Below are 17,309 nucleotides of genomic sequence, written 5' to 3' on the forward strand. Positions count from 1 at the left end.
CCGAAGTGCCGGGGCGCTACCGGTCGGAGCTGTCGGAGAGCTGCTCGACGATCTTCAGCAGCGCGGAGTGGTCGAGGCCGCCGTGCCCCTGGTGCTTGAGCGCACCGACGTACTGCGCGACCTGCGAGCCCAGCGGGATCGCGACCCCGGCGGCGCGCGCGGAGTCGGTGACGATGCGCATGTCCTTGTCGTGCAGGGCGATCCGGAAGCCCGGGGTGAAGTCGCGCGCGCGCATGGCCGCGCCCTTGCGCTGGAGCACGGTGCTGCCCGCGAGCCCGCCGCCCAGGACCTCCAGGCCGGACTCGGTGTCCACCCCGTGCGCCTCCAGGAAGACCAGGGCCTCGGCCAGGAGCTGGATGTTGCCCGCGACGATGAGCTGGTTGGCGGCCTTGACCGTCTGGCCGGAGCCGCTCGGGCCGACCAGGACCGGGGTGGTGCCCAGGACGTCGAAGAGCGGCCGGGCCGCCTCGAAGTCCTCCGCGGCGCCGCCGACCATGATGGAGAGCTTGGCCTCGACCGCGCCCGCCTCGCCGCCGCTGACGGGGGCGTCCAGGACGCGCAGGCCGCGCTCGGCCCCGGCCTCGGCCACCGAGCGGGACACGTCCGGGCGGATGGTGCTCATGTCGATGACCAGGGTGCCGGGCTTGACGCTCTCGAAGACGCCGCCCTGGCCGAGCATGAGCTCCTCCACGTCCGGGGAGTCCGGGACCATGGTGATGACGGCGTCGGCGTCGGCGGCGGCCCCGGCGACGCTGCCCCCGCGCAGGCCGCCCTCGGCGACCAGCGCGTCGACGCGCTCGGGGGTGAGGTTGTGGCCGGTCACGGTGTACCCGGCGCGGACGAGGTTGACGGCCATGGGCAGGCCCATGATCCCCAGGCCGATGAAGGCGATCTTCTTGACGGGCACGACGGCCCCCTTCGTAACTGGTGGTGCGTGGCTGGTGCTGTGTGGCTGGTGCTGCCTGACTGGCGGTTGGACGCGCGGCTGGGGGATCAGTTGAGCCAGCCGAAGCTCTGGGCGCTGGGCACGGTCGGCTTGTACTCCAGGCCGACGAGTCCCCGGTAGCCCCCGGTCTGGGCGGCGGTGAGGAGTTCCCCGATGGGCAGCCGTCCGGTGCCGGGCTCGCCGCGCCCGGGGGTGTCGGCGATCTGGATGTGTCCGAACTCGGCGGCGTGGTCGCGGACCGCGGCGGCGAAGTCGTCGCCGTTGACGGCGAGGTGGTACAGGTCCGCCAGGAGGGCGACGTTGTCCGCGCCCGCCTCCCCCGCGCGGGCGACGAAGGCGAGCCCGTCCGCGGCGGTGGTCAGGGGGTAGCTCTCGGCCCCGCTGATGGGCTCGATGAGGACGGTGCCGCCGACCGCGGCCACGGCCTCGGCCGCCGCGACGGTGTTCTCCAGGGCGGTCCGGTCCTGTTCGTCGGGGTCGACCCCCGGCTGGCGCAGGCCGTAGAGGGCGTTGAAGCCCGTGGCGCCCGTGCGCTCGGCGATGCGCACCACGACGTCGATGTTGGCGCGGAACTCGGCGCTGCGCGAGGGGTGCGAGAGCACGCCCCGGTCGGGCCCGGGCAGCTGACCCGCGAAGAAGTTGAGGCCGCTGAGGCGGACCCCCGCCCTGTCGAGGGCGGAGACGAAGGCGTCGATCTCGTCCTGCGGCGGGGTCGGGCTCTCGAACGGCCACCAGAACTCGACGGCGTCGAAGCCCGCCTCCCGTGCCGCCCGGGGGCGGTCGTTGAGGGGGAGCTCGGTGAACAGCAGCGAGCAGTTCACCGTGTACCCCAGGGTGTGGCTCATACCTTGCCTCCAGCATCTACTTCCACAATGTGGAAAGTAGTTTTCGCTTTAAGGAATGATTGAAGTGTGTGCCGGGACACCCCCGCTTGTCAACCACTCCGAATCCCACCCCTTCGCACACCAGGCGCCACTCCAACCCCATGCACCCCACGAACCCCGTCATCAACCCTGAGTGACGGCGAGAAGGCTGGGCCTTCTTTGTGCTCGGGCACAGATCGGGTTATTTTTCGCAGATCTCCCCTTGCGAGTGTTGACAAGGTCACACTCGCATCAACTAGAGTCCCCCCAATCCGTAATACGGAATTAGTTATCTGCTCTACGAAAATCTTTGGCGGGAGCCGCGGTACGCCGTCCCACGGACGGGAGACCCGGGGGTCGCGCCGAATCACGGGAGACCACATGAGCACCCCGGAGGAGCCGGAGAACGGGCCCGACCCCGGTCTGGCGCGACTGAACGCGCTGCCCGCACGGGAGCTGCGCGCAGCGCTCGCGCAGTGCCTGGACGTGGACCGCTGGATCGCGGCCGTCGCGTCCGAGGCGCCCTTCTCCGACCGCGCGGCCCTGCTGGCCTCGGCCGACGGGCACGCACGCGCGGTCACCGCCGACGAGGTCGCCTCCGCACTGGCCCGCCACCCCCGCATCGGGGAGAAGGCCGAGGGCGCCGACACCGAGGCCGCCTGGTCGCGCGGGGAGCAGTCCGCCTTCGCCTCCGACACCGACGACGCCTCCGTGCGCGTCCAGCGGATCTTCGCCCACGCCCAGCGTGAGTACGAGGACAGGTTCGGGCAGATCTACCTCGTCTGCGCGAGCGGGCGCTCCAGCCGCGAACTCCTCGCGGACCTGGTCGCACGACTGTCCAACGACCGCGACACCGAACTGGCCGTGGTCGGCGGGGAGCTGCGGCGGATCGCCGGGCTCCGCCTCGTCAAACTCCTGGAGGACGCATGAGCCACGTCACCACCCACGTCCTGGACGCCGCCCTGGGCCGACCCGCCCGCGGCGTGCCCGTGCGGCTGGAGGCCGCCGACGGCCCCGGGTCCTGGCGGACGGTCGCCGAGGGGCGCACCGACGACGACGGGCGCGTGCCCGACCTGGGCCCCGACCGGCTCCCCGCGGGCTTCCACCGGGTCGTCTTCGACACCGCCGCCTACTTCGGGGCGACCGGCCAGCGCGGCTTCTACCCCGAGGTCTCCATCGTGTTCGACCTCGCCGACGAGGACGCCCACTACCACGTCCCGCTGCTGCTGAGCCCGTTCGCCTACTCGACCTACCGGGGCTCCTAGGGCATGTCCGGCGGACGCACACCCTGACCAGGCGGGCGCCCCGCGCCCTCCCCCTGGACACCACCCACACAGACCACCGCGGCGGCACGGCCGACCGGGAAGGGAGCGGCGGGCAGGAGATCCTCGCCGGCCAGAGCAAGCCTGAATCTTCGAGTGCGCGACAGGTCCTTCCGCACGACCACAGCGGTCCTCCCTCGTAGCACTGCGCCACGGCGCGAACGATGACGACTTCACGCATCACACGGATGGAGTTCACCCTGATGGGCATCCGACTCGGAGACAACCAGTACGGCAAGGCCGAGGTCCGCCTCGTCCACGTCAACCGCGACACCGACGTCCACCGGATCAAGGACGTCAACGTCACCTCCCAGCTGCGCGGAGAGCTGGAGACGGTGCACACCCACGGCGACAACAGCACCTGCCTGCCGACCGACACCCAGAAGAACACCGTCTACGCCAAGGCCCGCGAGTGGGGCGGCGTCGGCGCCGTCGAGGACTTCGCCCTGCGCCTGGCCCGCCACTTCGTGGACGAGCACGAGTACGTGCACGGGGCCCGCCAGGAGGTGCAGGAGTACTCCTGGGAGCGGATCGAGACCTCCTCCGGGCCGCACGACCACGCGTTCTCACGCAGGGGCGCCGAGACCCGCACCACCGTCGTCACCAAGACGGACGGGCGGGAGTGGGTGGTCTCGGGCTTCGAGGGCCTGTCCGTGCTCAAGTCCACCGGCTCGGAGTTCCACGGCTTCCCCAGGACCAGGTACACGACGCTGCCCGAGACCACCGACCGGATCCTGGCCACCGACGTCACCGCCCGCTGGCGCTACGTCGGCGTGGAGCACGACTTCGACAGTACCTACTCCTCGGTCCGCGCCCTGTGCCTGGAGGCCTTCGCCCGGACCCACAGCCTGGCGCTGCAGCAGACCCTCTACGAGATGGGCAAGGCCGTCCTGGAGGCGCACCCGGAGATCGCCGAGATCCGCTTCTCCATGCCCAACAACCACCACTTCCTGGTGGACCTGTCCCCGTTCGGCCTGGACAACCCGAACGAGGTCTTCTTCGCCGCCGACCGCCCCTACGGCAAGATCGAGGCCACCGTGGAGCGCGACGACGCCCCCGAGCCCGGCGACGCCTGGAAGACCGTCCCCGGCTTCGTCTAGGCAGTGTCTAGGCCGTGTTCTTCTGGACCTCCGCTTCGCTTCGGTCCGTGTTCGGACGCCCGAAGAACGGGAACCTTCGGCGCCTACACCGGATTCGCCCGTTCCTCGCGAACCCGCCTCCGGCACCTCCAGAACCCCGTGGGCGCCCGAACCACCCCCCACAAGCTCAGGCAGGTTCGAAAAGCAGTCCCTAGACGGCGCCCTCCTCGGGGTGACAGCTCCTGGCGTGCGGACGGCGCCCCCTGACGAAGCCCCGCCCCACCCCCGTGCCCGGGCGCTCCCCGGTGGGCGCTCCGGCAGTGCCCCGCGGGCGGGACCGCCCTCTCCTCGCGGTCCCGTCCGCGGCTCCGGAGCCTCGCCGGGCACGCGCACCGACACTCCCGTGACCCGCGCGCACAGCCGTGCCACGGGTCCTGGCCCGCCGCGGCGGGCCCTTCCCCGGCTCCGGCGTCCCCTGACGGGGGCGTCGGGCCGGTGCGACACCACCGGGCCCCGTGCCCGAGAGTTCGGCCCCCTCCGGGGTGGCCGCCGATCGCAAAGGCTGGAAACTGGCCATGTCGAACAGTCCGTCCGCGAAGGACTCGGCCACAACGAACGCCGCATCCGCCCCCCGCCCCGAGGACGAGAAGCTGCCCGCGCGGCTGCTCCTGGTCTACGGGCTCCAGCACATCCTGACCATGTACGCCGGCGCGGTGGCGCCGGCCCTCGTCATCGGCGCCGCCGCCGGGCTCGCGAACGACCCTGCCGCCATGGGCATCCTCGTCAGCGGCGCGCTCCTCGTGGCGGGTTTCGCCACACTCATGCAGACCGTGGGCCACCGGCGCGTCGGCGCGCAGATGCCGATCGTGGTGGCCTGTTCCTTCGTCCCCGTCAGCGCCATCACCTCCCTGGCCGCGGGGCAGGACGGCGAGAACCTGCCCGTGGCCTTCGGCGCCTCCCTGGCCGCCGGGGTCTTCGCCCTGGCGCTGACGCCGTTCTTCGGACAGCTGATCCGCTTCTTCCCCCCGATCGTCACGGGCACCATCATCACCGTCATCGGCGTCAGCCTCATGCCGGTGGCGGCGCGGTGGATCATGGACGGCGGCGTCCGCACCCTGGAGGACGGCTCCGCGGTTCCGGCCGCGCCCGTGGCCAACCTCGGGCTGGCCGGGCTCACCCTCGGGGTGATCGTGCTCGGATCCCGGGTCCTCCCCGGTATCTGGGGGAGGCTGTCCATCCTCCTGGGCCTGCTCGTGGGCACCCTGGTCGCCGTCCCCCTGGGCATGGCCGACTTCAGCCGGGTGGGCGAGGCCGACATCGTGTTCGACCCGACCTCGGTGTTCTACTTCGGCGCGCCCCGGTTCGAGGTCGCCGCGGTCGTCACCATGTGCGTCATCATGCTCGTGGTCCTGACCGAGGGGGCCTCGCACATCATCGCGGTCGGTGAGATCACCGGCTCGAAGGTGGACGCCAAGCGCATCTCGGCGGGCCTGCGCGCCGACGTGAGCGGCTCGATCATCGGACCGATCTTCAGCGCCACCCCCACCAGCTCCTTCGCGCAGAACATCGGCCTGCTGGCCCTGACCAAGGTGCGCAGCCGCTACGTGGTGGCCACCGGCGCGGGCATCCTCGTCGCGCTGGGGTTGTTCCCGGTGCTGGGCGGCGCCATGGCGGCCATCCCCACTCCCGTACTCGGCGGCGCGGGCCTGGTCCTGTTCGGCAGCGTGGCCGCCAGCGGCGTCAAGACCCTGGCCAAGGTCGACTTCACCAACAACCTCAACCTGGTGCTGGTGGCCGCCTCCGTGGGCGTGGCGGTCATCCCGCTGGCCTACCCGACCTTCTACGCGTTCCTGCCCGAGTCGGTGGAGCTGGTCGCGCACTCGGGCATCATCGGCGCGGCCGTCGTCGCGATCGTGCTCAACGTGTGCTTCAACGTGATCGGCCGCGGGCGCTCCGCCGCCCCGGCCGAGATCGACGCCGAGGAGATCGGCAGCGCCGGCCCCGGGGAGGCCAAGTACACCGACCAGGCCCGGGAGGCCTACCGCGACGGGGGTTGCGAGCCCCTGGACAAACCCCGGGCGTGATCCGTCGCCGGGGCGGGGGCCGTGCCTCCCGCCCCGGGTCCGGTGTCCGCGGGATCCCCGCGGACACCGGCGCTGCCGTTCAGGGCTGCTGAATGGTATTCCTGTCAGGGTGACCGACTGGGATCTTCGCAAACTCCGCGTCCTGCGCGCCCTGGAGGAGTTCGGGACCGTCCGGGCCACGGCGGAGGCCCTGTGCATGACCCCCTCCGCCGTCTCCCAGCAGCTGTCCTCCCTCTCCCAGCAGGTGGGGGTCGCCCTGCTGGAGGCGCACGGGCGGCGGGTCCGCCTCACCGACGCGGCGCACGCCCTGCTGCGCCACACCGACATCGTCCTGGCCCAGCTGGAGCGGGCCGAGGCCGAGCTGGAGGGATTCGCCCGGGGCGAGGCCGGGCACGTGCGCGTGGGCGCCTTCGCCACCGCCATCCCCAGCCTCGTGGTGCCCGCGCTGGGCGCCCTGCGGCGCGCCAGCCCCGGACTGACCACGCGGGTGCACCAGGCCGAGGCGGCCGAGGTCTACGACCTGTTGTCGGCGGGCGAGATCGACGTCGGCCTGTCCCTGGCCGCCCAGGCCCCCACCGGCCACGACGGCCGCTACGACCGGCGCGAGCTGCTCACCGACCCCCTGGACGCGGCCCTGCCCGTCCACCACCGCCTGGCGGGCGCCCGCGCCCTGCGCCTGCGCGACCTGGCCGAGGAGCCGTGGATCTACGGTGCGTCGGGCCCCTGGCGCGACATCACCGTCGCCTCGTGCGCCCAGGCGGGGTTCGTCCCCAGGCAGGCGCACGTGGCCTCCGACTGGAGGGCCATCCTGGACATGGTGGCGGCGGGCATGGGCGTCGCGCTGATCCCCCGGCTGGCCGCCGCGGACGACACCCCCGGGGTCAGCCTGCGGGTGCTGCGCTCCGACCAGCCGCGCCGCCACGTGGTCTCCGCCGTGCGCTCCGGAGCTGGCGGGCGCCCCCAGGTCGCGGCGGTGCTGCGTGCCCTGGCCGACACCGCCGCGGACCTGGGCGGCCCCTCTGTTCAGTTCAACTGAACAGAGTGATCAGAAACTTTCGCTGGAAGTAATCGTTCTCTCTTGGGACTCTGGACATGTCCGACACGTCCACTTCTCTCAGGAGCAACATGAGCGGGGCCCAGCCCACCGATCCACGTGCCTACAACGCCCGCCCCTACGCGGGCGGCGACCCCTACGCCGACTACCGGGGCACCGACCTCGACTTCTCGGCCCTGGTCGACCTGGCCGACCGGCGCCTGGGCGCCGGGGTCGTGGCGGCCAACGACGAGTTCTTCGCCCAGCGCGAGAACCTGCTGCTGCCCGAACCGGCCGTGTTCGACCCGCACGCCTTCGGGCACAAGGGCAAGGTGATGGACGGCTGGGAGACCCGCAGGCGCCGCGGCGTGAGCGGCGACCAGCCCCACCCCGCGGCCGACGACCACGACTGGGCCCTGGTCCGCCTCGGCCTGCCCGGCCTGGTCCGCGGCGTGGTGGTGGACACCGCGCACTTCCGCGGCAACCACCCCCGCGAGGTCAGCGTCGAGGCCGTCCACCTGGAGGGCACCCCCACCACCGACGAGCTGCTCAAGGCGGAGTGGACCGAGATCGTCCCCCGCGCCTTCGTCCACGGGCACGCCGCCAACGGCTTCGAGGTGGACGCCGGGCGCCGGTGGACCCACCTGCGCCTCAGGCAGTTCCCCGACGGCGGCGTCGCCCGCCTGCGCGTGTACGGCGAGCCTGTGCCCGACCCCGACTGGCTGACCGCCCTCGGCGGCTTCGACGTGGCCGCCCTGGTCAACGGCGGCATGGTCGAGGACGCCTCGGACCGCTTCTACTCCTCACCGGACAACATCATCGCCCCCGGCCGCTCACAGAAGATGGACGACGGCTGGGAGAACCGGCGCCGCCGCGACACCGAGCACGACTGGGTGCGCTTCCGCCTCACCGCCCAGGCCACGGTCCGCGCCCTGGAGCTGGACACCGCCTACCTCAAGGGCAACGCCGCGGGCTGGGTGGCGGTCCTGGGACGCGACGCGCACTCCGACGCCCCCGACGCGTGGTTCGAGATCATCCCCCGCACCCGCCTGGAGCCCGACAGCGCCCACCGCTTCGTCCTGGACGCCCCGGTCACCGCCACCCACGTGCGCACCGACGTGTTCCCCGACGGCGGCATCGCCCGCCTCAACGTCTTCGGCTCCCTGACCGAATCCGGGGCCGCCGGTCTCCGCGACCGCTGGAGCGAGCTGCGGGGCTGACACCCGCGCCCGCGCGGCCCGCCCGACTCTCCTTGGGACCTCCGCTTCGCTTCGGCCCGCCCGTCGCCCGCCACCGCCCGCCGGGGCGCTCCGCGACGGGGCGGGCCGCCACCCTCAACGGACACTGCGCGCAGCACTCTCCTGGTTCGGGCGCCCTGCGGTACGGGAACCGGGTCGCAGCAGGCACAGCGGCGCCTCCGGCGAGACGGCCCGTACCCACCCGTCGCCCACCGCCCTCAACCGACGCCTACGGCGCAGCCTGCTCGCAGTCCCGCCTGCGCCGCCTCCAGAACCCCGCGGACGCCCGAACCCGCGGCCCGACCACCGTTCCTACTGCCGGACGAGCATCCGCCCGGACCTGTCCTCGTGCCCCACGTCCCGACCGCGCAGGAGGGTGCGGCGCACCCGCCCGAGCAGTTCGGCCCCGTCGTAGGGGCTCACCGGGTTGCGGTGCTCCAGCGCACGCACGTCCACCCGGAAGGACTCCTCCGGGGCGACCACGGCGAAGTCGGCGTCGGCGCCCTCGACGATGGCGCCCTTGCCGCGCAGTCCGGCCACCCGCGCGGGCCCGGACGACATCCACCGCACCACGTCCGCCAGGGAACCGCCGCGGCGGCGGGCCTCGGTCCACACCGCGGAGAAGCCCACCTGGAGCCCGGACACCCCGCCCCAGGCGGTGCCGAAGTCGCCGGTGTCCAGGTCCTTGAGGTCGGGGGTGCTGGGCGAGTGGTCGCTGACCACGCAGTCGATCAGCCCGTCGGCGAGCGCGCGCCACAGCAGGTCGCGGTTGGCCGCGTCCCGGATGGGCGGGCAGCACTTGTACTGGGTGGCCCCGGCGGGCACGCCCTCGGCCTCCAGGGTGAGGTAGTGCGGGCAGGTCTCCACCGTCAGCGGCACCCCTTCAGCCCTGGCCTGGGCGATCAGCGGCAGCGCGGAGGCGCTGGACAGGTGCAGCACGTGCGCGTGGGTGCCGGTGGCCCGGGCCACGTCGATCACCCGGGCGATCGCCTCGTTCTCGGCGGTGTCGGGCCGCGAGGCCAGGAAGGCGGCGTAGTCGCGTCCGGCCGCGGGCGGCGCCCCGTCCAGGACGCCGGGGTCCTCGGCGTGCACGATGAGTCGGCCGCCGAACTCCCCGATCGCCTCCGCGGCCGAGTACAACTCCTCCGGGGACAGGTGGCCGAACTCCTCCACCCCCGACGGGGACAGGAACGCCTTGAACCCGAACACCCCGCGCTCCCAGAGCGCGGCGAGCTCCTTCGTGGCGCCGGAGCGGCTGTTCTCGGGGACCGCCCCTCCCCAGAAGCCCACGTCCACGGCGAGCTTGCCCTCGGCGGCGGCCTGCTTGGCGTCGAGCCCGGCGACGGTGGTGGTCGGCGGCACGCTGTTGAGCGGCATGTCGACCAGGGTCGTGATCCCGCCCAGGGCTGCGGCCCGCGTGGCGGTGGCGAAGCCCTCCCACTCGGTGCGCCCGGGCTCGTTGACGTGCACGTGGGTGTCGACCAGGCCGGGAAGCAGCACCTCGTCCTCGGCCAGGGTGATCTCGCGGCGGGCGATGAGCGGCGCGAACTCCCCCTCCAGGACGTTGACCACGCGCCCGTCGCGCACTCCGACGGTGACGGGCCCCTCCCCCTCGGGGGTGAGGGCGCGGCGGGCGCGGACGGCGAGATCGTGCTGGGTCATGTGTGTCACTGCTCCTGTCCCACCCGTCGACTGGCCAGGCCGACGAGTGTGCGGGTGTCGGTTCCGGCGGCGTCGGCCACCTCGGCCTCGTCCAGCGCCCCGCAGCGTACCCCGCTCACGAGGGCGGCGGCCAACGCCTGGGCGGTGGCGGGCTCGTCCAGCACGCCCCCGGCGACGGCGCCGAGGTAGGCGCGCAGGCGGGCCGCGGCGGGCGCGAAGGCCTCGCGGTAGAAGACGTAGGTGGCCAGGTAGCGGGTGGGCAGCTGGTGCGGGTGCAGATCCCAGCCCTGGTAGAAGCCGCGTTCCAGGGAGCGGCGGACCAGGGAGGCGTGCAGGCGCCAGGCGGCGTGCACCTCCTCGGCCGGGCCCACGGGCAGCACGTTGGTGGAGCCGTCGGAGAGCCACACCCCCGTTCCGGCGGCGGCCACCTGCATGACGGCCTTGGCGTGGTCGGCGACCGGGTGGGCCATGCTCTGGTAGGCGGCGGTGATCCCGCAGGCGGCGCTGTAGTCGTAGGTGCCGTAGTGCAGGGCGCTGACCCGGCCCTGTCCGGCGCCGATCATGCGGGCGACGGCCACCGTGCCGTCGGGGAGCAGGACCGACTGCGGGGTCTCGATCTGCAACTCGAACCGCAGCCGCCCCTCGGGCAGCTCCAGGCGCCGCTCCAGCTCCTCGGCGAGCCAGACCATCGCCTCGACCTGCTCCACGGAGGTGATCTTGGGAAGGGTGAGCGCCAACCCGTCCGGCAGGCCCCCCAGCTCCTCCAGGAGGGTGTGCAGAAACAGCGCGAGGCTGCGGGCTCCGCGGGCGCGTCCGGCGGCCTCCATGCCCTTCATCCGGACGCCGAGAACGGGCGGGGCCTGTCCTGCTCCCAGGTCGGAGCACAGGGCGCGGGCGGCGTCGACGGTGTCGCGGTCCTCCTGCTCGTCGCCCCGGTCGCCGTAGCCGTCCTCCAGGTCCACGCGCAGGTCCTCGACCGGCTCGCGGGCGAGCTTGTCGCGCAGGCGGGGCAGGACCCCGGCCACGGCGTCCTCGTCCACACCGGTGGCGGCGGCCAGTGCCGCGGCGTCGGGCGCGTACTCGTCCAGGCTGCGCAGGGCGGCCTCACCCCACTCCCGGGCCAGGCCGGTCCGGACGCGGTCCGCGGGAACGTAGACGGTGTGCACCGGCTGGCGGGCACCGGAGGAACCCGGGTAGTCGCGGACGAGCCGGGCGTCGGCGTCGGCCAGGCGGGCGTTCAGTCCGGCGGTGAGTACGTCCAGGCCGAGATCGGGTTCCCTGCGGCGGTTCTCGGGCCGGTCCTGTTGCACGTGTATGTCCTCTCCCAGGCTAGTTTTTCCTATCGTGGATAGTAACTTTTGCTATCCGGAATAACAAGGGAGCCCGGGGTGTCCAAGATCCCGGGACGCAGGTTCCCGGACCACCGGAACGCCGCCGTTCCACGTGCTATAGAAGACAGTGAGCCGGAAACCGTCCTCCCCCCGCGGAGGCAGGACCCCGAACCCACGGCCCTCAGCATGGGAGCACGATCCTTGTCAGCCCCACAGACCTCTCTACACCCTGAAGACCAGGGCAAACGCGGACGCCCCGGCGGCGTGCAGTCCCTCGACCGCGCCTTCTCCCTGCTGGAGATCATGGCCGAGGCGGGCGGCGAGACCTCGCTGAGCCAGCTGGCCGAATCCTCGGGGCTCCCGCTGCCGACCATCCACCGCATCATCCGCACCCTGGTCGGCAACGGTTACGTGCGCCAGCTGCCCTCCCGCCGCTACGCGTTGGGCCCCCGGCTGATCGGGCTGGGCGACAAGGCCTCGCAGATGCTGGGCACCTGGGCGAGACCGCACCTGGCGCAGCTGGTGGAGGACCTGGGCGAGACCGCCAACCTCGCCATGCTCGACGGCGACAAGGTCGTCTACGTCGCACAGGTGCCCTCACAGCACTCCATGCGCATGTTCACCGAGGTGGGGCGCCGCGTGCTGCCGCACTCGGCGGGCGTGGGCAAGGCACTGCTGTCCCAGCTCGACGACGAGGAGGTGCTGGCCACGGTCCGCCGCACCGGCATGCCCGCCGCCACCGACCGCACCATCACCGACCCCGACGACTTCCTCACCGAACTGCGCCGGGTCCGCTCGCAGGGCTTCGCCGTGGACGACGGCGAGCAGGAGGTCGGCGTGCGCTGCGTGGCGGTTCCCGTCGCGGGGGCGCCCTCGGGGATGGCGGTGTCGGTGTCGGGCCCCGAGGCCCGGGTGAGCTGGGAGTTCGTGGACCGCGCCGCCCCCATCGTGCGGCGCTGCGCCACCCTGCTGGCCACCGACCTCAACAACCAGACGTAGGAAGCCGGGCCGGGGAGATCCCCGGCCCGGCTCTCGTGCGTCCGTCCCGGCCGGTGCGGTGACCGAGAGGGTTCACCGGCCCAGCGCTGTCGAGCGTGATCTTGTACTTATAGCGAGGTTGGACGCCCGAGTCGCGCTATAAGCAAAGATCAACGCAGGTCAAAGCCCCACACACCACATCGGCAACACGTCAGGTGGGCTGGTCGAAGCCCAGCTTGCGCAGTTGCTTGGGGTCGCGCTGCCAGTCCTTGGCCACCCGCACCCGCAGGTCCAGGAACACCCGGCGGCCCAGCAGGGCCTCGATCTGCTTGCGGGACCGCGAACCCACGTCGCGCAGACGCGAGCCCTTGGACCCGATCACGATCGCCTTCTGGCTGGAGCGCTCCACGTACAGCGACGCGTAGATGTCCACCAGCTCCTTGCCCGGGCGGGTGTTCTCGCGCTCGTACATCTCGTCCACGACCACCGCGATGGAGTGCGGCAGCTCGTCGCGCACACCCTCCAGCGCCGCCTCGCGCACCAGTTCGGCCACGAGCATCTCGTCCGGCTCGTCGGTGAGGTCGCCGTCCGGGTACAGCGGCGGCCCCTCCGGCAGGTGCGAGCAGAGCACGTCGGTGACGGTCTCCAGCTGGAAACCCCCCTGAGCCGAGACGGGGACGATGTCGGCCCAGTCGCCCAGCTCGTTCACCGCCATCAGGTGACGGCCCACGGCGTCCCGGTCCACCAGGTCGGTCTTGGTCACCAGGGCGACCACGGGGGTGTTGGTCTGCTCCGCCAGCTCCTTGGCGATGTAGGTGTCGCCCCGCCCGATCGGCTCGTTGGCGGGCAGGCAGAACGCGATCACGTCCACCTCGACCAGTGTGGACCGCACCAGCGAGTCCAACCGCTCACCCAGCAGGGTGCGCGGCTTGTGCAGGCCGGGCGTGTCCACGATGATCAGCTGCGCGTCGGGCCGGTGCACGATCCCGCGCACCGTGCGCCGCGTGGTCTGGGGCCGGTTGCTGGTGATCGCCACCTTCTGCCCGACCAGCGCGTTCATCAGGGTGGACTTGCCCACGTTGGGGCGGCCCACGAAGCACGCGAAACCGCTGCGGAATCCTTCCGGGTGGGAGGGCATCTGCAACGGCAGGCGCAGCTTCTCCAGGTCGAGCTCGTTCATGCGTCCTTCTCAGCGCCGGGTGATGCTCGCGGGCACCCCGTCAGGGGCGGCGATCACCACCACCTGGGTCTTCAGGTCGTCCGCCACCGCGCGGTCGTCCTCGGTCAGCTCCGCGGCCTCGGTGACCACCACGGCGGCCTCCAGCGCGGCGGCCTCTCCCGAGACGGCCGCGGCCACGGCCGCCTGGAGCGCGGACAGCCGGAGCGAGGGCAGCGACACCGTCGTGGCCACGTACGTGCGCCCCGTCTCGTCGCGCACCGCCGCGCCCTCCGCCACCGCGTTGCGGGCGCGGGAGGCCCGCGCGAGCGTGATGAGCTTGCCGTCCTCGGGGCCGAGCCCCGTCGTCTCCGTCACTGCTCCGTGCTCCTCACGTCGTCGTTCCCCTCCTGCGGCGCCCCTGCGGCGTCAGCGGGCAGGCGCTCCACCAGGACCGTGGTCATCCGGCTCCGGCGGCTGTTCTTGCCCTCGAGGGTGAGTCGGAGACCAGCGTATTCGGCCCGGTCCCCTCCCACGGGCACCCGGCCCAGGACGAACGCCACGAGTCCGCCGACGGTCTCCACGTCCGCCACGTCCAGGTCCCGGTCCGGGAAAAGCTCGTCCAGCTCGCCCAGCGGCAGGCGGGCGGTCACCCGCACCCGCTCCGCGTCGAGCCAGGCCACCGGCGGGATCTCGTGGTCGTACTCGTCGGTGATCTCACCGACGATCTCCTCCACGATGTCCTCCAGGGTGACCAGGCCCGCCGTGCCGCCGTACTCGTCGATGGCCACGGCGACGTGGTTGCGCTGCTGCTGCATCTCGCGCAGCAGCTCGTCGATGGGCTTGGTGTCGGGGACGTAGTTCGCCTGGCGCATCACGTCGCCCGCGGTGAGCGGCACCTCGTCGTCGGTGCCCGCGGCCGCGGCCCAGCGGTCGCGCAGCTGGTACACCAGGTCCTTGAGGTAGACGATGCCGACCACGTCGTCCTCGTCCTCACCCGTCACCGGGATACGCGAGTAGCCGCTGGCCAGCGCCAGGGTCAGCACCGCGTCGGCGTCGGCGTCACGGCTGGTGAACACGATGTCGGGGCGGGGCACCATCACCTCGCGCACGGGCGTGTCGTCGAGCTTGAACACCGAGTGGATCATCTGGCTCTCCTCGGGGTCGATGACCTCCCCCCGCTCGGCCAGGTCCACCAGCTGGCGCAGCTCCACCTCGGTGCTGAAGGGGCCCTCGCGGTCGCCCTTGGCACGCGGGGTGAGCGCGCGGCCCGCCCCCACGAACAGCTGGGCGATGGGGCCCACCACCACCTGGACCGGGTAGACGATCGCCGCGCTGGCGCGCGCGAAGGCCCCGGAGAACTGGCGGCCGAGGATGCGCGGCGCGATCGCGATCAGCACCGACTCCACCACGACCATCGCCCCGGCGGTCAGCGCCAGCGCGGGCCAGCCCAGCCCCAACAGGAACACCATGCCCACGGCGGCGGCCAGCACCGCGCACACCTCGCACACCACCCGCAGGAACAGCAGCACGTTGAGGTGGCGGGTGGGATCGGCCGACACCCGCTCCCAGCGGCGCCCGGCCTTGGCCACGCGCTCACCGGAGTTCGCCTCGGGCAGGCCCACGGACATCACACGGGTGACGGCGACCTCCGCGGCCACCAGGAAGCCCGCGACGGCGGTCAGTACCAGGGCGACCGCGAACGCGCTGATCCACTCCACGGGCTCACCTGTGGTCAGGGGGGCGACGTCGGGCCAGACCGACGGACTCATCGGGCGCTCTCGTCCCCTTCGGCCCCGGGCGCCTCGCGCTCGCGCCAGGCGGCGAGGATCTCACCCTGGAGGCCGAACATCTCCTTGTGCTCCTCGGGCTCGGCGTGGTCGTAGCCCAGCAGGTGCAGGATGCCGTGCGTGCACAGCAGGTCGATCTCCGCCTCGGTGCCGTGCCCGGCCTTCTCGCCCTGGCGCTCGGCGACCTGCGGACAGATGATCACGTCTCCCAGGACGCCCGGCTCGCTCGTGCGGCCGGGGCCGCCGGGGCGCAGTTCGTCCATCGGGAAGGAGAGCACGTCGGTGGGACCCGGTTCGTCCATCCACCGCACGTGCAGATCGGCCATCGGCTCCTCGTCCACGAGCACGACGGACAGCTCGGCCAGCGGATGGACGCGCATGGCGTCGAGCACGTGGCGGGCCAGACGGGAGAGCCTCTCCTCGTCCACGGTGGTGACGCCGGACTCGTTGGCGACGTCGATACTCATGGTTGCGGCTGCCTTACCTAGGGATCGCGGGGCCGGGCGACGCGCCCGACCGGTGGTGCGACGCGCCGGTCCGGCGCGCCAGCGGCAACCGAACCGGTGGACCCGCCTGTCGCGGGCCCACCGGTTCGAACGCCGTCGGGTCGTGTTCCCTGGACCGTTCCGGGCCCGGAGGCCTCCGGTGGAACACTCCCCTGCCTCAGTCTGCCTGTTCCCCGCCACCGGTGCTCTCCGGCTCCGACACGGCCGGGGTGTCGGAGGCGCCCCGGCGCGCGGGTCCGCGGCGGGGGCGGACGCCTCCGGCGGGGACCCTGCGGTCGTCCCGCGCGTCGTCCTGGGCGGCGTCGTAGCGCCCGTAGGCGTCCACGATCTTGCCGACCAGCTTGTGCCGGACGACGTCCTCACTGCTCAGGCGGCAGAAGGCGATGTCGTCGATGTCACGCAGGATGGACTCGATGGTGCGCAGGCCGCTGGTCTGCCCGCCGGGCAGGTCGACCTGGGTCACGTCACCGGTGACCACGATCTTGGAGCCGAACCCCAGCCTGGTGAGGAACATCTTCATCTGCTCGGGCGAGGTGTTCTGGGCCTCGTCCAGGATGATGAAGGAGTCATTGAGGGTGCGGCCGCGCATGAAGGCCAGGGGGGCGACCTCGATGGTTCCCGCCGCCATCAACCTGGGGATGGAGTCGGGGTCGAGCATGTCGTGCAGGGCGTCGTAGAGCGGGCGCAGGTAGGGGTCGATCTTGTCGTAGAGGGTGCCGGGCAGGAAGCCCAGCCGCTCTCCGGCCTCCACCGCGGGGCGGGTGAGGATGATCCGGTTGACTTCCTTGTCCTGGAGCGCCTTGACCGCCTTGGCCATGGCCAGGTACGTCTTGCCGGTACCGGCGGGACCGATGCCGAACACCACCGTGCGCTGGTCGATGGTGTCGACGTAGCGCTTCTGGTTGAGCGTCTTGGGGCGGATGGTCTTGCCGCGGTTGGACAGGATGTTGGTGGTCAGCACGTCCGCGGGGCGCTCGGCGCCGGGCGAGCGCAGCATGTGGAGCATGCGTTCGATGGTGTCGGGGGTGACGTGGGTGCCGCTCTTGGCGAGTTCGATCAGCTCTTCGACGAGGCGGACCACGACGGCGGTCTCCTCCGGGGATCCGCTGATGGTGAACTCGTTGCCGCGCACGTGGATGTCGCTGTCGAAGGCCCGCTCCAACGCCCTGAGGAGTTCGTCCCTGGAGCCCAGCAGGCTGACCATCGTGTGCTCGTCGGGCACCACGACCTTGACCTGGGTGTCCCGTGGCGGGTGCGTGTGCGTTGTCTCGGACATGGTGAGGCCGTGCGGCCGCTGTCCCTACCCTTCGGTCGGGCGCCT

Annotated in this window: 16 protein-coding genes; 7 read left to right on the forward strand and 9 right to left on the reverse strand. The window is 72.2% G+C overall.

Going from position 1 to position 17,309, the window contains the following annotated elements; translation table 11 throughout:
• Nucleotides 1-16: 16 nt before the first annotated feature.
• On the reverse strand, nt 17-907 hold the full coding sequence (locus FYW99_RS03265) for a 2-hydroxy-3-oxopropionate reductase (RefSeq protein ID WP_150250086.1): 891 nt from the start codon (nt 905-907) through the stop codon (nt 17-19).
• Between the two features lie 86 nt (nt 908-993).
• The gene (locus FYW99_RS03270; RefSeq protein WP_150250089.1) at nt 994-1,791 is read right to left on the reverse strand and encodes a hydroxypyruvate isomerase family protein; all 798 of its coding nucleotides are present in this window, start codon (nt 1,789-1,791) and stop codon (nt 994-996) included.
• Between the two features lie 399 nt (nt 1,792-2,190).
• Here FYW99_RS03270 and uraD point away from each other — a divergent pair, with 399 nt between their 5' ends.
• The 6 genes from uraD (at nt 2,191) to alc (ending at nt 8,547) form a co-directional block, all read left to right on the forward strand.
• Nucleotides 2,191-2,739 (forward strand): 2-oxo-4-hydroxy-4-carboxy-5-ureidoimidazoline decarboxylase, encoded by a 549-nt coding sequence (uraD, locus tag FYW99_RS03275; RefSeq protein WP_150250091.1) that lies wholly within the window; start codon nt 2,191-2,193, stop codon nt 2,737-2,739.
• A complete protein-coding gene (gene uraH / locus FYW99_RS03280; protein WP_150250094.1) occupies nt 2,736-3,074 on the forward strand; it encodes a hydroxyisourate hydrolase in 339 nt (112 codons plus the stop codon). The genes uraD and uraH overlap by 4 nt, the downstream gene beginning before the upstream one ends.
• A gap of 260 nt (nt 3,075-3,334) precedes the next feature.
• Nucleotides 3,335-4,231: a factor-independent urate hydroxylase gene (pucL, locus tag FYW99_RS03285; RefSeq protein ID WP_150250700.1), complete on the forward strand. Its 897-nt coding sequence runs from the start codon at nt 3,335-3,337 to the stop codon at nt 4,229-4,231.
• Between the two features lie 554 nt (nt 4,232-4,785).
• Nucleotides 4,786-6,294 (forward strand): nucleobase:cation symporter-2 family protein, encoded by a 1,509-nt coding sequence (locus FYW99_RS03290; protein WP_150250097.1) that lies wholly within the window; start codon nt 4,786-4,788, stop codon nt 6,292-6,294.
• A 109-nt stretch (nt 6,295-6,403) separates the two neighbouring features.
• On the forward strand, nt 6,404-7,330 hold the full coding sequence (locus FYW99_RS03295) for a LysR family transcriptional regulator (protein ID WP_150250099.1): 927 nt from the start codon (nt 6,404-6,406) through the stop codon (nt 7,328-7,330).
• 89 nt (nt 7,331-7,419) lie between these two features.
• Nucleotides 7,420-8,547 (forward strand): allantoicase, encoded by a 1,128-nt coding sequence (alc, locus tag FYW99_RS03300; RefSeq protein WP_150250101.1) that lies wholly within the window; start codon nt 7,420-7,422, stop codon nt 8,545-8,547.
• 330 nt (nt 8,548-8,877) lie between these two features.
• Here the strand turns inward: alc and allB are convergent, their stop codons facing one another.
• Nucleotides 8,878-10,227 carry an allantoinase AllB gene (gene allB / locus FYW99_RS03305; protein WP_150250104.1) on the reverse strand — a complete coding sequence of 450 codons (1,350 nt, stop codon included), beginning with the start codon at nt 10,225-10,227 and terminating at the stop codon, nt 8,878-8,880.
• Nucleotides 10,228-10,232: 5 nt separating this feature from the next.
• Nucleotides 10,233-11,537 (reverse strand): DUF6986 family protein, encoded by a 1,305-nt coding sequence (locus tag FYW99_RS03310; RefSeq protein WP_150250107.1) that lies wholly within the window; start codon nt 11,535-11,537, stop codon nt 10,233-10,235.
• Nucleotides 11,538-11,822: 285 nt separating this feature from the next.
• Here FYW99_RS03310 and FYW99_RS03315 point away from each other — a divergent pair, with 285 nt between their 5' ends.
• Complete coding sequence (locus FYW99_RS03315; protein WP_061078315.1) at nt 11,823-12,557, forward strand: IclR family transcriptional regulator; 735 nt, start codon at nt 11,823-11,825, stop codon at nt 12,555-12,557.
• A 190-nt stretch (nt 12,558-12,747) separates the two neighbouring features.
• On the opposite strand, the gene era is transcribed toward FYW99_RS03315, so the two are convergent.
• The 5 genes from era to FYW99_RS03340 form a co-directional block, all read right to left on the reverse strand.
• The gene (gene era, locus FYW99_RS03320) at nt 12,748-13,716 is read right to left on the reverse strand and encodes a GTPase Era (protein ID WP_150250109.1); all 969 of its coding nucleotides are present in this window, start codon (nt 13,714-13,716) and stop codon (nt 12,748-12,750) included.
• 9 nt (nt 13,717-13,725) lie between these two features.
• Complete coding sequence (locus FYW99_RS03325; protein ID WP_150250112.1) at nt 13,726-14,070, reverse strand: cytidine deaminase; 345 nt, start codon at nt 14,068-14,070, stop codon at nt 13,726-13,728.
• Nucleotides 14,067-15,464 carry a hemolysin family protein gene (locus FYW99_RS03330; RefSeq protein WP_150250115.1) on the reverse strand — a complete coding sequence of 466 codons (1,398 nt, stop codon included), beginning with the start codon at nt 15,462-15,464 and terminating at the stop codon, nt 14,067-14,069. The genes FYW99_RS03325 and FYW99_RS03330 overlap by 4 nt, the downstream gene beginning before the upstream one ends.
• Nucleotides 15,461-15,949 (reverse strand): rRNA maturation RNase YbeY, encoded by a 489-nt coding sequence (ybeY, locus tag FYW99_RS03335; protein ID WP_150250118.1) that lies wholly within the window; start codon nt 15,947-15,949, stop codon nt 15,461-15,463. Before ybeY ends, FYW99_RS03330 begins: the two co-directional genes overlap by 4 nt.
• Before the next feature lie 196 nt (nt 15,950-16,145).
• Entirely contained in the window at nt 16,146-17,264 is a 1,119-nt protein-coding gene (locus FYW99_RS03340; RefSeq protein ID WP_150250120.1) for a PhoH family protein, read from the reverse strand.
• Between the last annotated feature and the right edge of the window lie 45 nt (nt 17,265-17,309).

It is taken from the genome of Nocardiopsis deserti (assembly GCF_008638355.1).
Taxonomy (GTDB): Bacteria; Actinomycetota; Actinomycetes; order Streptosporangiales; family Streptosporangiaceae; genus Nocardiopsis; species Nocardiopsis alborubida.

What these genes read in the sequence shown, in the direction of transcription:
- FYW99_RS03270 (WP_150250089.1), bottom strand. Translation starts at nt 1,791, where the DNA reads ATGAGCCACACCCTGGGGTACACGGTGAACTGCTCGCTGCTGTTCACC.
- uraD (WP_150250091.1), top strand. Translation starts at nt 2,191, where the DNA reads ATGAGCACCCCGGAGGAGCCGGAGAACGGGCCCGACCCCGGTCTGGCG.
- uraH (WP_150250094.1), top strand. Translation starts at nt 2,736, where the DNA reads ATGAGCCACGTCACCACCCACGTCCTGGACGCCGCCCTGGGCCGACCC.
- pucL (WP_150250700.1), top strand. Translation starts at nt 3,335, where the DNA reads ATGGGCATCCGACTCGGAGACAACCAGTACGGCAAGGCCGAGGTCCGC.
- FYW99_RS03290 (WP_150250097.1), top strand. Translation starts at nt 4,786, where the DNA reads ATGTCGAACAGTCCGTCCGCGAAGGACTCGGCCACAACGAACGCCGCA.
- alc (WP_150250101.1), top strand. Translation starts at nt 7,420, where the DNA reads ATGAGCGGGGCCCAGCCCACCGATCCACGTGCCTACAACGCCCGCCCC.
- allB (WP_150250104.1), bottom strand. Translation starts at nt 10,227, where the DNA reads ATGACCCAGCACGATCTCGCCGTCCGCGCCCGCCGCGCCCTCACCCCC.
- era (WP_150250109.1), bottom strand. Translation starts at nt 13,716, where the DNA reads ATGAACGAGCTCGACCTGGAGAAGCTGCGCCTGCCGTTGCAGATGCCC.
- FYW99_RS03330 (WP_150250115.1), bottom strand. Translation starts at nt 15,464, where the DNA reads ATGAGTCCGTCGGTCTGGCCCGACGTCGCCCCCCTGACCACAGGTGAG.
- ybeY (WP_150250118.1), bottom strand. Translation starts at nt 15,949, where the DNA reads ATGAGTATCGACGTCGCCAACGAGTCCGGCGTCACCACCGTGGACGAG.
- FYW99_RS03340 (WP_150250120.1), bottom strand. Translation starts at nt 17,264, where the DNA reads ATGTCCGAGACAACGCACACGCACCCGCCACGGGACACCCAGGTCAAG.